Origin of the sequence: Pseudomonas sp. PD9R (assembly GCF_019200975.1) — a bacterium.
In the GTDB taxonomy this organism is placed as follows: Bacteria; Pseudomonadota; Gammaproteobacteria; order Pseudomonadales; family Pseudomonadaceae; genus Aquipseudomonas.
Genome location: NZ_JAHTMR010000001.1, coordinates 814,850 through 828,814 on the forward strand (window position 1 = coordinate 814,850; position 13,965 = coordinate 828,814).

General features: G+C 58.4%; 10 protein-coding genes. 8 read left to right on the forward strand and 2 right to left on the reverse strand.

The window, feature by feature from the left end:
* Nucleotides 1-125 precede the first annotated feature (125 nt).
* Genes KUF73_RS03730 through KUF73_RS03745 form a run of 4 tightly spaced genes read left to right on the forward strand, consistent with a single transcriptional unit; the run spans nucleotide 126 to nucleotide 6,690 of the window.
* Nucleotides 126-1,763, forward strand: coding sequence for a DUF1302 domain-containing protein (locus KUF73_RS03730; RefSeq protein WP_218436680.1), 1,638 nt, complete (start codon nucleotides 126-128; stop codon nucleotides 1,761-1,763).
* An 18-nt stretch (nucleotides 1,764-1,781) separates the two neighbouring features.
* Nucleotides 1,782-3,131 (forward strand): DUF1329 domain-containing protein, encoded by a 1,350-nt coding sequence (locus tag KUF73_RS03735; protein ID WP_218436681.1) that lies wholly within the window; start codon nucleotides 1,782-1,784, stop codon nucleotides 3,129-3,131.
* Nucleotides 3,132-3,184: 53 nt separating this feature from the next.
* On the forward strand, nucleotides 3,185-4,303 hold the full coding sequence (locus tag KUF73_RS03740) for a YCF48-related protein (RefSeq protein WP_218436682.1): 1,119 nt from the start codon (nucleotides 3,185-3,187) through the stop codon (nucleotides 4,301-4,303).
* A complete protein-coding gene (locus KUF73_RS03745) occupies nucleotides 4,300-6,690 on the forward strand; it encodes an RND family transporter (protein WP_218436683.1) in 2,391 nt (796 codons plus the stop codon). The genes KUF73_RS03740 and KUF73_RS03745 overlap by 4 nt, the downstream gene beginning before the upstream one ends.
* A 90-nt stretch (nucleotides 6,691-6,780) precedes the next feature.
* Here the strand turns inward: KUF73_RS03745 and KUF73_RS03750 are convergent, their stop codons facing one another.
* Nucleotides 6,781-7,707: a LysR family transcriptional regulator gene (locus tag KUF73_RS03750; RefSeq protein ID WP_218436684.1), complete on the reverse strand. Its 927-nt coding sequence runs from the start codon at nucleotides 7,705-7,707 to the stop codon at nucleotides 6,781-6,783.
* A gap of 383 nt (nucleotides 7,708-8,090) precedes the next feature.
* Here KUF73_RS03750 and KUF73_RS03755 point away from each other — a divergent pair, with 383 nt between their 5' ends.
* From KUF73_RS03755 to KUF73_RS03765, 3 genes are all read left to right on the forward strand, one after another.
* Entirely contained in the window at nucleotides 8,091-9,428 is a 1,338-nt protein-coding gene (locus KUF73_RS03755; protein ID WP_218436685.1) for an NAD(P)/FAD-dependent oxidoreductase, read from the forward strand.
* 12 nt (nucleotides 9,429-9,440) lie between these two features.
* Complete coding sequence (locus KUF73_RS03760) at nucleotides 9,441-10,370, forward strand: LysR family transcriptional regulator (protein WP_218436686.1); 930 nt, start codon at nucleotides 9,441-9,443, stop codon at nucleotides 10,368-10,370.
* Nucleotides 10,371-10,744: 374 nt separating this feature from the next.
* Nucleotides 10,745-11,206, forward strand: a complete 462-nt coding sequence (locus KUF73_RS03765; RefSeq protein WP_218436687.1) for a hypothetical protein — start codon at nucleotides 10,745-10,747, stop codon at nucleotides 11,204-11,206.
* Between the two features lie 150 nt (nucleotides 11,207-11,356).
* On the opposite strand, the gene KUF73_RS03770 is transcribed toward KUF73_RS03765, so the two are convergent.
* Entirely contained in the window at nucleotides 11,357-12,385 is a 1,029-nt protein-coding gene (locus KUF73_RS03770; protein WP_218436688.1) for a D-cysteine desulfhydrase family protein, read from the reverse strand.
* Nucleotides 12,386-12,636: 251 nt separating this feature from the next.
* Here KUF73_RS03770 and KUF73_RS03775 point away from each other — a divergent pair, with 251 nt between their 5' ends.
* Complete coding sequence (locus KUF73_RS03775; protein ID WP_218436689.1) at nucleotides 12,637-13,869, forward strand: MFS transporter; 1,233 nt, start codon at nucleotides 12,637-12,639, stop codon at nucleotides 13,867-13,869.
* Nucleotides 13,870-13,965: the final 96 nt, after the last annotated feature.

Genomic DNA, 13,965 nt, shown 5'->3' on the forward strand with positions numbered 1-13,965 from the left:
ATACGCAACTCTTTAAAAGGACTTAATGATCGTTCGAACAAAAGACGTAGTCCTGCGCGCGACTTTCAACTAAATGAAAGCGCGTCATGTGTCCCGAAATAATAAAAATAAATAGGGTTCATCATATGAAAGCGAAAACGAGCTTTAGCCTTGCACCGATAAGGCCGTCGGTGCACCACTTGCAGTTAGCCATGGCAGCTGCATTGCTGGGATTACAAGGTGTACCCGACGTGGAGGCGTTTGCGCTTGATACGGGTAACCCCGATTACGCGATTGCCTTTGACAATACCGTTAAATACAGCGCGGCCTGGCGGCTCAACAATCAAGATGACGCCGTTCGCCCGACCTATAACCCCAACCTTGATGACGGCGACAATAACTTCAACCGGGGGCTTATTTCCGATCGGCTGGACCTGCTGTCGGAACTGGACATGAGTTATCAGCGTCGATACGGGGTTCGGGTCAGTGGTGCGGCCTGGTATGACGATGTCTATAACCGGGGCAACGACAACCACACCGATACCGTTAACAGCTTGTCCGTGCGCAATGATCAATTCACCACCGACACGCGCGACTTTCAGGGCCGTGATGGCGAACTGCTGGACGCCTTCGGCTACGGCAAATTCGACCTGGGAGCCATGTCGCTGTCGCTGCGGGGCGGGCGCTATAGCCAGGTTTACGGTGAGAGCCTGTTCTTCGGTGGCAATGGCATCGCGGTGGCGCAATCCCCCGTTGATATCAACAAATTGCTCTCGGTGCCGAGTTCCACGTTCAAGGAAATCATTCGCCCGATTGGCCAGATAGGCGGCACGTTGCTGGTCAATCAGAACGTGACCCTGGGTGCGTATTATCAGTACCGATGGGAACAGGCCCGGCTGCCAGCGGCGGGTAGCTATTTCAGCTACGCCGACTTTCTCGACGAGGGCGGTGAGTCGTTCATTCTGGGGCCTGGCGTGTTCTTGAGGCGAGGCAAGGACATCGATGCGCGCAACTCCGGGCAGTTCGGTATGCAGGTCAAGATCAAGTCCGGCGAGTTCGAATACGGCCTGTACGCCGCGCGATATCACGACAAGTTTCCACAGTTCTACCTGAGGCCCGGGGAGGGTGATTACGCGTTGGTCTATGGCGAAGACATCAGGACCTTCGGCGCCAGTGTCAGCACGTTGATCGGCGAAACCAACGTCGCTGCCGAAACCTCGATTCGGCGCAATACCCCGCTGGCTGCCACCGGCAACGTTGTGGTCGATTTCACCGGAACAGGCGACGGTGACCACAATCCGCTCTACCCGGTGGGCAATACTTTCCATGCCCAGGTGTCGGCCATCTCGGTGCTGGCCAACAGTGGTTTGTGGGACGGCGCGACCCTGCTCGGCGAGGTGGCTTACAACCGAATCACCAGCGTCGACAAAAACCGCGATCAACTGGACCCCAACGTCACCCGCAACGCCAGCTCCCTGCGCATGTTGTTCACCCCGGAGTATTTCCAGGTGTTCCCTGGCGTGGACATGACCGTGCCGCTCGGCATCGGCTATGGCATCAGCGGCAACACCGCCGTGCTGGGCACCGGCTTCTCGCCCGAGGGCGGCGGAGACATGAGCCTGGGCCTGCAATTCGACTACCGCAAAACCTGGCGCGGCGGCATCACCGTCACCCACTACTACGGCAGTGCCGGTGGCGTCGTCGATTCGAACGGCGCGCTCTCGGGCGATCAGGTCTATGCCGACCGCGATTTCGTTGCCATTTCCCTCCAGCGCACGTTCTAGCCCGAAAGGAATACAACAATGATAAACAAGACACTCCTTGGCTTCACTTTCCTCACCAGCCTGATCGGTGCGCTACCGGTGTCGGCTGCCGTCAGCCCGCAGGAAGCGGCCACCCTGGGCACAACGCTCACCCCTTTGGGCGGTGACAAAGCCGCCAATGCCGATGCCAGCATCCCGGCCTGGAACGGTGGCACCAAACAAGTGGCCGCCACTGGCAGCAGCAGTATTCCTGGCGATCTGTTCAGCGCGGACAAACCGCTGCTGAAAATCACTGCGGCCAACATGGCCAAGTACTCCGACAAGCTGTCGGAAGGCACCCGCACACTGCTGCAGAAATACCCTGACAGTTTCCGTATGGACGTGTACCCGACGCGGCGCACGGCGTCCGCCCCGGACTACGTCTACAAGAACACTGCGCTCAACGCGGTGAATTGCAAACTCACGCAAAACGGCCAATCGGTGGAGGGCTGTTTTGGTGGCATTCCGTTCCCGGTTCCCAAGAGCGGGCAGGAAGTGATCTGGAATTTCCTGTTGCGGGTCGAGCCGGAATCGGTGGAATTCGGCTTCAAGAACGTGGTGCTGACCAGTGACGGTGGTCAGACCCTGGCGACCCGAAACGACAACACGTTTCAATACCCGTACTACTACCAGAAAGGTTCGGTACTGACCTGGTCCAAGGAGTATTTCCTGCAGCGTTTCAGCACCACGGCGCCACCCTTCAAGGCCGGGGAAACACTGGTGATACGCGACAGCGTCGACCCGCAGCAGTCCCGGCAGGCCTGGCAATATCTGGTTGGACAGCGGCGGGTAAGACGCGCGCCGACAGTGGCTTATGACACCCCGGATTTCGTCGCTTCCGGCGCCAATTACTTCGATGAAGTGCAAGGCTTCTTCGGCATGCCGGATCGCTATGACTGGAAAATCGTCGGCAAGAAGGAAACCTACATTCCCTACAACACCAACGGACAAGTCACGGCCCCGCTGGACAAAGCTTTTGCGCCGCACCATCTGAACCCCGACACGCTGCGCTGGGAGCTGCATCGCACTTGGGTAGTAGAGGCAACCGTGGCCAGCGGCAAGCGTCATGCGGTGCCCAAGCGCACTTTCTATTTTGACGAAGACACCTGGCTGCTGACCTTGCTCGACGGCTATGACGCCGAAGGCAAGCTCTGGCGGACTTCGCAGGTGCTGCCGTTCGTGGTGCCATCGGTGCCTGCGGTACTGGTCAAGCCTGTGGCGGTGTTCAACTTGCAAGCGGGAACCGTGAGCAATGTTCAAGCCTTCAATGGCGAGAACTTCAGGGTCGTGCCACTCAAACCCGAGTCCTATTTCACCGGTGACGCAGTCGCCGCCGAAGGCGTGCGCTGACAAACGCTGGAGTCGGCCCGCCGTTCGGGCCGATCATTAACAGGAATCGTGCAATGACCTATCTGAATTTTCATGACGGGCGCCGGCTGCTGCGCGCGATCTGGCTGGGTGGTGTGCTTGGGGTCACCGTTCCGGCTGTCGCGCAGAGCGCTTCGCTGGATCTGCTGGACACCCCGGCGACTCTGAATCAACGCGCGGAACACGCGGTGCTGCTGGCGGTTACTCGGGCCGGCGATCGACTGGTGGCGGTGGGTGAGCAGGGCATCGTGCTTTTGTCCGACGACAACGCCGTGAGTTGGCGCCAGTCGCATGCGGTTCCCAGCAGCGTGGCCCTGACGGCGGTGAGCTTTATTGATGCCGCCGATGGATGGGCGGTGGGGCATGGCGGCGTGATCGTGCACAGCTCCGATGGTGGCGAAACCTGGCGCAAACAACTGGATGGCAAGTTAGCCGCCCAGCTTGAACTGCAAGGTGCGCAAGCGCAGTCGGCCAGCGATCCTCAGGCCGGGCAAAGACGCTTGAACGCGGCTCAGCAGTTAGTGGCTGACGGCGCGGATAAACCTTTTCTCGGGGTGTATTTCGCCGACCCGCAACACGGTTTGGTGGTGGGCGCGTACGGACTGGCAATGTTGACCGATGATGCAGGCGTCCATTGGCGCTCGGTGGGGAATGAACTGGATAACCCCGGCGGCTTGCATCTGTACTCGGTCCTTGGCGATTCGCGGGGCGTGATGATTGCGGGTGAGCAGGGAACGCTCCTGCGAGGCTCCGCGTTGGGGCAGCCATTTTCTCGGGTGCAAAGTCCTTATCACGGCACCTGGTTTGGCGCGGTACCGGTGGCGTCCGGGCAAGCGCTTGTTTTCGGCCTCAAGGGCAATGCGTATCGCCTGGAAGAAGGCAGCCAATGGCAGTCGATCGAGACCAGTGAACACAGCAATCTGACGGCGGGAAAACGGCTCGCCGATGGCAGCCTGGTGGTAGTCAGCGAGGGCGGGCGGGTACTGCACAGTCGCGATCAGGGGCGACATTTTCAGGCCTTGCAGGCTGCCGGACTGGATGGCTCGGCCATCACCGATGTGACGCAAGCGGCTGACGGTGCACTGGTATTGACTGGCGCACGCGGTATCAAACGCCTGAATCCGATGGTCCTCACCGAAGAGAATGCCCAATGAACGCACATCATGTTTTTGCCACCGATGACGCCGAGCTCATCGCGCAGCGCGGATCATGGGTGGAACGTCTGCTGTTTGGCCAGCGTTCGCTATTCGTGCTGTTGTGCCTGTTGGCGACCTGCTGGTTCGGCTACAAGGCCACCGGTCTGGAGCTCAATGCCGCGTTTGAAAAAATGCTCCCCAGCGGGCATCCCTATATCCTCAATTACCTGGAAAATCGCTCGCAACTGGCCGGTGCCGGCAACACCTTGCGTATTGCCGTGGAAGCACGGAAGGGCACTATATTCGACGCTGAATATCTCGAAGCGGTGAAGAAAATCACCGATGAGCTGTTCTTGCTGCCGGCAGTGGATCGGCCTTACATGAAGTCGTTGTGGACGCCCGCCATGCGCTGGACCGCCGTGACCGAAGACGGACTGGACGGTGGCCCGGTGATCCCGGATAACTACGACGGCTCGGCGCAGAGCCTGGCGCAGGTGCGGCAAAACGTCGAGCGATCGGGTGAAATAGGTCAGTTGGTGGCCGATGATTACAAGTCCAGCATCATCCTCGTTCCGCTGCAGGAACAACGGGCGAGCGGGGCGCCACCCATCGACTATCAAGCCTTGTCGCAGCGTCTGGAAACGCTGCGCGCGACTTACAGTTCGGCGGGGATCGACATTCACATCACCGGGTTTGCCAAGTTGGTGGGCGACCTGATTGCCGGTATGCGCCAGGTGATGGTGTTCTTCCTGGTGGCGGCAGCCATTTGTCTGGCGGTTCTTTTCTGGTACACCCGCTGTATACGCAGTGCGCTGGTGGTGCTGAGCTGTTCGTTGGTCGCGGTGGTATGGCTGCTGGGTGCCCTGGCCAGTCTGGGGTTCGTCCTTGATCCTTATCTGGTGCTGGTGCCTTTTCTGGTGTTCGCCGTTGGCTTGAGCCATGGCGCGCAAAAAATGAATGGCATTACCCAGGACATCGGTCGAGGCGTGGACCGCCTGACGGCCGCGCAACTGACATTCCGTCGTTTGTTTCTGGTCGGTCTGTCGGCACTGGTGTGTGATGTCGTCGGCTTTGCAGTGTTGATGGTGATCGACATCCCGGTCATCAAGGACCTGGCGATTTGTGCCAGCATCGGCGTGATGATTCTGATCGTCACCAACCTGATGCTGCTTCCGGTGCTGTTGTCGTTTATCGGTGTGAGCGAAAGTGCTGCCCGAAGAGCGGCGGCTGCTGCGGTGGCAGAGGTCATCGATGTCAATCACGTCAAGCATCCTGCCTGGGCCTTTCTTGACCATTTCACCCAGCGACGCTGGGCTGGTTTTGCACTGTTGGGGGCCGCCGTCCTCGCCTTGGTCGGCGTGGGCTACAGCACGCAATTGAAGATCGGTGACACTAATCCCGGTGCGCCGGAGTTGCGCGCCGATTCGCAGTACAACCGCGATAACGCCTTCATGGTCGGCCACTATTCGGCGAGCAGTGACGTGTACGTGGTGATGGTCAAGACCCCGCAGTTTGCCTGCGCTTTGTATGACACGGTGCGCACCGTTGATCGTCTGGCGTTCGAATTATCCCGGGTGCCGGGTGTAGAGGGCACCAAGTCCCTGGCAGGTTTGGCGAAAACGGCTGCGACCGGCATGAACGAAGGCAGCCTGAAGTGGTACGAAATCCCGCGCAACCAGGACATGCTCAACGCCATCATCACTCGCGCGCCCCGTGAGATGTTCAACCAGAACTGCGATCTTTTGAGCGTTTACGTCTACCTGCGTGACCACAAGGCCGATACCTTGAGTGGTGTCGTCAATGCCGTTGAAGACTTCGCCAGACGCAACAATTCCGCAGACTATCGTTTCCTCAATGCAGCCGGTAACGCAGGCATCGAAGCGGCCACCAACATCGTGGTCAAGGAAGCCAATCGCAAGATGCTGTTTCTGGTTTACGCAGCGGTGATTATCATCAGCCTCGTGACATTCCGCTCATGGCGGGCAGTGGTTTGCGCAGTCGTTCCGTTGATGCTGACGTCGGTGTTGTGCGAAGCCTTGATGGTCTGGCTGAACATCGGCGTCAAAGTCGCGACATTGCCGGTCATTGCCTTAGGGGTCGGCATCGGCGTGGACTACGCGTTATACATCATGACTGTGATGCTGCGTTATCTGCGCGAGGGCGCAAGCCTGTCCGAGGCGTATTACCGGGCACTGGTTTTCACTGGGAAAATCGTCGTGTTGACAGGGGCGACACTGGGGATCGCCGTGGCGACCTGGTACTTCTCGCCGATCAAGTTTCAAGCTGACATGGGCATCCTGCTGGCGTTCATGTTTGTGTGGAACATGCTTGGCGCATTGATTCTTCTGCCGGCATTGGCGTACTTCCTGTTTCGGCCGGGCAAGATGGCGGCAGCGGTTGTCTAGTGAGGGCCTGCGCTTGCGATGAGCGTCACCGACCGGTTGGCGGCTGTGACGTGCGGGGAAGGGGGATTGCAGTTGACCTGCCCGTTCGGGTCAGCTGTTTTCTTGCGTCAGACCGAGCCGCCGATCCCATTCCGGCTCCATGTCAAACGTGGCCGACAGCAAGTCCAGGAACAGTTTGACTTTGGCCGTGCCTCGATGAGACGTCGGGTACACAGCAGAAAAATGCGGCGTATCCGTTTCGAAGCTGGGAAGAATTCGAACAAGCCGCCCCTCCAGCAGATCATCACAGGCGACCATCGTTGGCAGATAGGCAATGCCCATCCCCCTGCGTGCAAATTCCTGGACCAGATGCACGCTGTTGGAGCGAAGCGCGGGCACCAGCGTGACCTCATTGTGCTGCGAGTCATTGTTCAACGACCAGCGACGCCACGGGTAATAGCGGTAGCACGCGAAGTCATGGAGACAAAGGTCATCCGGGCTCAAAATCGGCGGCCTGCCTGCAAGGTATTCAGGTGTGGCGACAAACACACCGCGCATCAAAAACAGCTTTCGCTCGATCAGTGATTCAGAAGCCGGTGGAAAGATCTGCAACACGATGTCGTAGCCTTCCTGCACGGGATCCACGACCTGGTCGTTGGCGAAAATATCAAAGTCGACGCTGGGGTGGCTCTTCCTGAAGGTTTCGATGACACCGGGCAGATGTTGCAGGGCGAAGCCGTTTAAAGCGGCAATGCGCAGGACGCCCGTTACAGCCGTGGACGAATCGCGCGACCTTTGAGAGAGGGCTTGCATTTGATCGATCAGACTGTGGCAGTCCGAGTAATAAGAGGCGCCGACCTCGGACAGCTTTACGGCCCGGCTGGAGCGATGGAAGAGTGACACGCCCAAGTGTTCTTCCAGTTGCTGTACGCGCGTTGTGATCACGGATTTGGCCACACCGATCTGTCTCGCGGCGTTGGCAAAGTTGCCCGCTTCTGCGGCGCGTACGAATGCTTCAATACTCAGATAAATATCCATCCCGGCACCTCTGTCTTTTTATTTTTCTAGCGGTTTGGCTATCCAGCATGTGCTCGGTGCCTGTACCTGCGCGAGCCGCGATCTTGCCGCTTGGGCGTCGCAGTGTATCGTCTGCCCGCTCCAGCATGAGCAGCACAATTGCATAAAACAACGTGGTCATGGTTGCCGAATCGCAAACGCACCGATCGCCGAAACCGAACGATGCGGTGTCTATTTTCCCTGGCCGCTACGCGCTGAAAATGCAATCGGTGTGTTCGCGATTGGCAAACCGCCGCCGCATTGCCTCGTTAAATCAGTCTGGTTAGGCTGGGATCAGTCGCCTGACTACTCATCTAACACTCAAGTGGCAGGCCCTGCATGCGGATTTCGATAGAAGGGCACACATGGAAACGGTAGATGGGGTGGTTGTCGTCGGGGGCGGAAGTGTGGGGCTTCTCACTGCATTGAAGCTGGGCCAGGCAGGTGTACGCGTAGTGGTGCTCGAAGCGGGTTCAGGTGTCTCACCGTCGTCGCGTGCAGTCGCTTTTTTGCCGACGACCCTTGCCGGGCTGGATCAGTTGGGCCTGCTCGACGATATTCGCAAACGCGCAGTCATGTGTCCCGACGTCGCCTATCGTCGTGGCGACGGTTCACTCATTGCGAAGATGCACTGGGACGTGCTGGCCGAAGACACCCAATACCCGTACGCGCTGTTGCTTGGGCAAAACCATGTGTCGAGCATCCTGGTGGAGCATCTGCGCGCATTGCCCAATGTCGAGATTCGATGGAACCATCGGGTCGAAGCAGTCGAGCAGGACGATTGCTACGTGACTCTGCGGACAAGCAGTCCTGGTGGACAAACGTGGCTACGGTCGCCGTGGGTTGCGGCGGCCGATGGGGCACAGAGTACGGTGCGTGAGCAGATCGGCCTTGAGCTGGGCGGAAGCCATTGGCCGGAGCGAATGGTCGCTTTGGATGTGTTCTATGACTTCATCTTGCATGGGTACTCTCGCGCCAATTTCATTCACGATCCGGTGGATTGGGCTTTCGTCGTGCAGCTCGATCAGAGCGGCTTGTGGCGTGTCTGTTATGAGGAAAGTTCGTCGTTATCGGATGCGCAGATTCGTCAGCGGATGCCCGAACGGCTGACGCGACTGCTTCCCGGCGCACCAACGCCTGACCAATATCGAGTCGAGCATTTCGCCCCGTATCAAGTGAGCCAGCGTTGTGTCACAGAGTTTCGTCGCGGGCGAGTTTTGCTGGCAGGCGATGCCGCTCACGTGACCAACCCAATGGGCGGTCTCGCAATGTCTGGCGGCGTACTGGAAGCGGTGCATCTCGGCGGAGCACTGATCAACGTGATCAAGGAAAACGGAGCGCTGAGCGTCCTTGATGAATACGCCGTCAGCCGCAGACAAACCTTCCAGGCCTTCACCTCCACAAGATCCACCGCTTATTTCACCTGGATGAAAGAAAGCGGCTGGATTCAACGGACCCGCGACCTTGCAATGTTTAAACGGGTTGGCTCGGATCGTGACGTCATGCGTGAGTTTCTACTTCAGTTCGACAAACTTAATGGCCGACGTTCCCGCTCACTGACGTCGCGCATCCGTCTGGTCACGGGCATGGCAAAACGGCTTGTGAATGTCGCTGCCAAATCAATGTCAGATTGCGCCTCGGCTGCATTGCAGACCATCAAGTCTGCCCACAAGAGGCTTCATCGAGACACCTCGATCGAATGAACGGGATTGGCTATGGATCGTTTACTGAGTGTCGAAGCTTTCGTGAGGGTTGCCGAAACCTGCAATTTTGCGAAGGCCGCTTTGCAATTAGGGGTCACGCGCTCAGTGATTACCCATCGTATTCAACAGCTGGAGCAGCTCATCAATGCGCCACTGTTCCACCGCAGTACCCGGCATGTCCGGCTGTCCGAGGTAGGCGAGACTTACTACAAGGAGTGCTCGGACATGGTCGCGAATTTCAACTCGCTGACCGATCACATGCGCGAACTGCGCTCCAAACCCACGGGTAAGCTGCGGATCCAGATGCTGCCCGGGTTTGCCATCGGTCACTTCGGCAGAATCCTGGCCGAGTTCAACCAGCTCTACCCGGACATTGAAATAGATGTGGTGGTCAACGATCGCGTCGTGGATCTCATCGAAGAAGGTTTCGACGTGGCGTTTCAGATGTTTCCGCCCATGGCCGAGACCATGATCGAGCGCAAGTTGTTTCCAGTGCGCCGAATATTCTGCATGTCACCGGAATACGCTTCCAGATTCGGTGTGCCGAAGCATCCAAACGAACTTCAGCAGCACAAAATTGCCTTGTACGCGGGTTATCCATCGCGTAATCGCTGGGTCTTCACCCACGCTGGCGAGCAGATTGAGTTGAGCCTTCCGGGCCATGTGCGTTCTAACTCGGTGCATCTGTTGCGCGATTACGCCTCCACCGGTGTATGTATTGTCTGCCTGCCGACGCTGGTGGCCAGCGATGATCTGCTGGCAGGGCGATTAATCCCGGTGCTTCCGCAGTACGGCGTTTCCTCCTTCAACTTATCGGCGGTGTTCCCGGCGACGCAGCGACGAGCACTGAAAGTCCGCACGTTGATTGAGTTCCTGGTTGAAAAATTCAGCGACGAGCCCGATTGGGACAGGCCGTTGCTGGAACGTGGCTGGGTAGTGTGATTCGCGTGTGTTTGAGCGCGCCGCGAAGATCAAAAGATCGCAGGCTGCGCCAGCTCCTACATTGACCGGATCCAACTTCCCGGTAGGAGCTGCCGCAGGCTGCGATCTTTTGATCTTGATCCGTTGGCGTATTCGAAGCGGTTAAAAGATCGCCAGCTCCTACAGGTATCGGGCCATGTGTATCGCTGTGTATCCGAACCCGTGATACGCAGACTGGCTTACAAATGCCCCTCGATACGGATACATCCGGGATACACGGTTGCAGTCAAATAGCCCTGCCTTAGCGAGAAAGCAAACGCACTCGCACCACGGCTTATCGCCCTTGTGGCATGACCCTAGCGGCCTGGCCGCACACTGTATCCGGAGTAATAACCATGTCCCGTATGTCGAACAAATCCCGCATTGGCCTGATCGTTGTTGCACTGGCCGGCAGCATGAACCTCGCTTCGTCCGCGTTCGCCGCTGAAGCACTGCCTCAGGGCTACCAACTCGCTTCCGCTGAAAAAACCGGCGAAGGCAAATGTGGCGAAGGCAAGTGTGGTGCCAGCGAAGCCAGCGCCAAAGCGACCAAGGCCGGTGAAGGCAAATGCGGTGAAGGCAAGTGCGGCGATGCCTCGTTCGCACGTACCGACACCGATCACGACGGCCGTGTTTCGCTGAAAGAACTGCTGACCGTTGCTCCACAGGGCGGCGAAGAATTCAAGGCGATGGACACCAACAACGACGGTTTCCTTTCCGAAGGCGAGGTCTACAAGTTCCGCACCAACCAGTACACCTCCAACGGCAAAAAAGTACCGACCGAGCTGTTCACCAAAATGAGCAAAGCCCAAGGTTGATCGTTCTGCGCTGTACCCACTTCCCCGGGGTCGCACCCGGGGATTTTTTTATGAAGACCAAAAGATCGCAGCCTTCGGCAGCTCCTGCATATTGCGATGTAGGAGCTGCCGAAGGCTGCGATCTTTTGATTTTTACCGCGAAAAAACCGATCAGTCGAAGGCGTTACGGTAAGCGAAAATCCCGGGGATGCCACCGGTCATCACAAACAACAGATTGCTTCCCGACGGGTATTTGCCTGCGCGAACGGCAGCCAGCAATCCGGCGAATGCCTTGCCCCCATAGACGGGATCGGTGAGCAGTCCTTCACGGGAAGCCAGCAGCCGCACCGCCTCCAGCATGGCATCGGTCGGCGCGCCGTAAGCCTCGCCGCGCTGACTGCCATCCACCTGGACCGCGCTTTCGGCCAGCGAAGAAGAGGGGGCGAGCAGCTGCAACGTCTGCCGGGTTTTTTCCAGCGTCGTGGCCGTTGCCTGTTCTTCGGTAGCCAGTACCGAGTAGCCGACGATTTTCGTCGATGACCGGGCCAGGGTCACGCCCGCAAGCAGTCCGGAATGGGTCCCGGCACTGCCATTGGGAACGATGATCCGGTCAAAATGCACCTTGAGATCATCTGCCTGGCGCAAAACCTCGGCCGCGCAAGCGGCGTAGCCCAGACTGCCCCGAGGGCTTGAACCGCCCAATGGCATGACAAAGGGGGTTTTGCCCTGATGCTTGAGCCTCTCGACCAATTCGGCGGCGTAGCTATCAGGCGTGACCCCGCGCTGGAGGCGATGGATCGTCGCGCCAAAAAGTGCATCCAGCAAGACGTTGCCGTTATGGCAGAAATCATCATCGGTACGCACGGCCGACGGGGTCAGTATCAGTTCGCAAGCCAGGCCGTGGCGTGCCGCGACGGCGGCGGTCAGTCGAGCGTGATTGGATTGAAAGCCGCCCCAAGTCACCAGCGTGTCGGCACCTTCGGCGAGTGCCTCGCCCAGCAGAAGCTCCAGCTTGCGCAGCTTGTTTCCACCGCCGCCGAGACCAGTCAGGTCATCGCGCTTGACGTAGAGGTTGCAGCCATTCATTTCGGGCAGTTGACTCAAACGCGACAGTTTCTGAATCGGTGTAGGGCCTTCCAGCAGCGCCGCCCGGGGGTAGGCCGCGAGCGCGGTATCGAGGAGGCTCAGGTCATGTGGCATGCAGGTTCGCTCGTGAGGTTGAAGAAGGGAGTTGGTCTGTCACTGTAGAAAGGCTCGGTATGAAGATATAGGCATCACCAGGCATTTCAGTTGATACACCATGTAATTAGCGCTACAGCCCAAGCCTGCACTGGCTATCACTCATGCAGATAGATCAGATCATTTTAATTCGCTTTTTAAGATGCTAACGCGCGCGTAGTGTCCGCCTGACTGAGTCCTTTCAATCCAGTACGACACCGGAGCAGCCCTTCGTGAATTACGCCGACCGCAATCATTTATATTGGCGCCGCAACTTGGCCGTTTGTGTTTTTGGTTCATTCACCACGCTAGTCAGCCTGAGCATGTTGTTGCCGTTCCTTCCGCTCTATGTCCAGCAACTGGGCGTGACTTCGCAGGCCGCAGTGGTGCAATGGTCGGCGGTGGCATTCGGCGCGACGTTTTTCGGGACAGCGATTACGGCGCCTCTCTGGGGGCGACTGGCCGATCGGTTTGGCCGCAAGCCGATGCTGGTCCGAGCCGCCATCGGCATGGCCATTGTGATGTCGATGATCGGCCTGGCGCGAGACGTGACCGATCTGGTGGTCCTGCGACTGATCGCCGGCCTGATCGGTGGCTACGCCTCGGCTTCCATCGTCATGATCGGTTCCCAGGTGCCGAAGGAGAAAGCCGGATGGGCCTTGGGTGTGCTGTCTACGGGCGCATTGTCCGGCAACCTGATCGGGCCGCTGGTGGGCGGATTCCTGCCTGAGCTGGTCGGTATCCGCGGCACTTTTTTCGTCGGTGGCGCGATGATCGCGGTGGCAGCGATCACCACCATCGTGCTCATTCGTGAGGATTTCGACCGTGCGGTGGACGGGGCACGGCGGCACAAAAACACACCGGCCCACGGCGACTCTTCCCGCTGGCCGATCATTGCCGCGCTGCTGTTGACCGCGATGATGGTGCTGCTGGCGAACATGTCCATCGAGCCGATCATTACCGTTTATATCGGACACCTTGGCGTTGCACTGGATGGGCAGGCGCGGATCGCCGGTGTGGTGATGGCCTGTTCGGCACTGGGCAGCATATTGACCGCTGCCAAACTCGGGGCACTTGCCGACCGAATCGGCAGTTGGAACGTCATCATCGGCTGCCTGGTGTTAACGGGCCTGGTCATGGTGCCGCAGGCGTTTGTCACGCACTGGTGGCAACTGGCAGTTTTACGCGGCGTGATGGGCATGACCATCGCCGGATTGTTGCCGGCGATTGCCAAGCTGATCCGGCATTCGGTGGAGGAGCACAACACCGGCAAAATCCTGGGCTACCTGCAATCGGCGCAGTTTTCCGGGCAGGTCATCGGGCCATTGATCGGTGGTCAGATCGGCGCGCATTTTGGCTTACAGCATGTATTTCTGGTGACGGGTGCGCTATTGGTGCTGTGTGCCGGGATTAACGGCTGGGCCAGAAATCGCTATTTTGTTGGTTCATCAAAAGCGATCAATTGAATCACTATTGATCATTTTACATGATGATGTGCCGGGCATAGGTTGAGGGTGCAAATACACCACCGCCGGTGGCAGATCGAATCTTCGAATCTGAGG

Excerpts from the sequence above, each read along its gene's own strand:
- KUF73_RS03740 (WP_218436682.1), top strand. The coding sequence starts at position 3,185 with ATGACCTATCTGAATTTTCATGACGGGCGCCGGCTGCTGCGCGCGATC.
- KUF73_RS03730 (WP_218436680.1), top strand. The coding sequence starts at position 126 with ATGAAAGCGAAAACGAGCTTTAGCCTTGCACCGATAAGGCCGTCGGTG.
- KUF73_RS03745 (WP_218436683.1), top strand. The coding sequence starts at position 4,300 with ATGAACGCACATCATGTTTTTGCCACCGATGACGCCGAGCTCATCGCG.
- KUF73_RS03755 (WP_218436685.1), top strand. The coding sequence starts at position 8,091 with ATGGAAACGGTAGATGGGGTGGTTGTCGTCGGGGGCGGAAGTGTGGGG.
- KUF73_RS03760 (WP_218436686.1), top strand. The coding sequence starts at position 9,441 with ATGGATCGTTTACTGAGTGTCGAAGCTTTCGTGAGGGTTGCCGAAACC.
- KUF73_RS03765 (WP_218436687.1), top strand. The coding sequence starts at position 10,745 with ATGTCCCGTATGTCGAACAAATCCCGCATTGGCCTGATCGTTGTTGCA.
- KUF73_RS03770 (WP_218436688.1), bottom strand. The coding sequence starts at position 12,385 with ATGCCACATGACCTGAGCCTCCTCGATACCGCGCTCGCGGCCTACCCC.
- KUF73_RS03735 (WP_218436681.1), top strand. The coding sequence starts at position 1,782 with ATGATAAACAAGACACTCCTTGGCTTCACTTTCCTCACCAGCCTGATC.
- KUF73_RS03750 (WP_218436684.1), bottom strand. The coding sequence starts at position 7,707 with ATGGATATTTATCTGAGTATTGAAGCATTCGTACGCGCCGCAGAAGCG.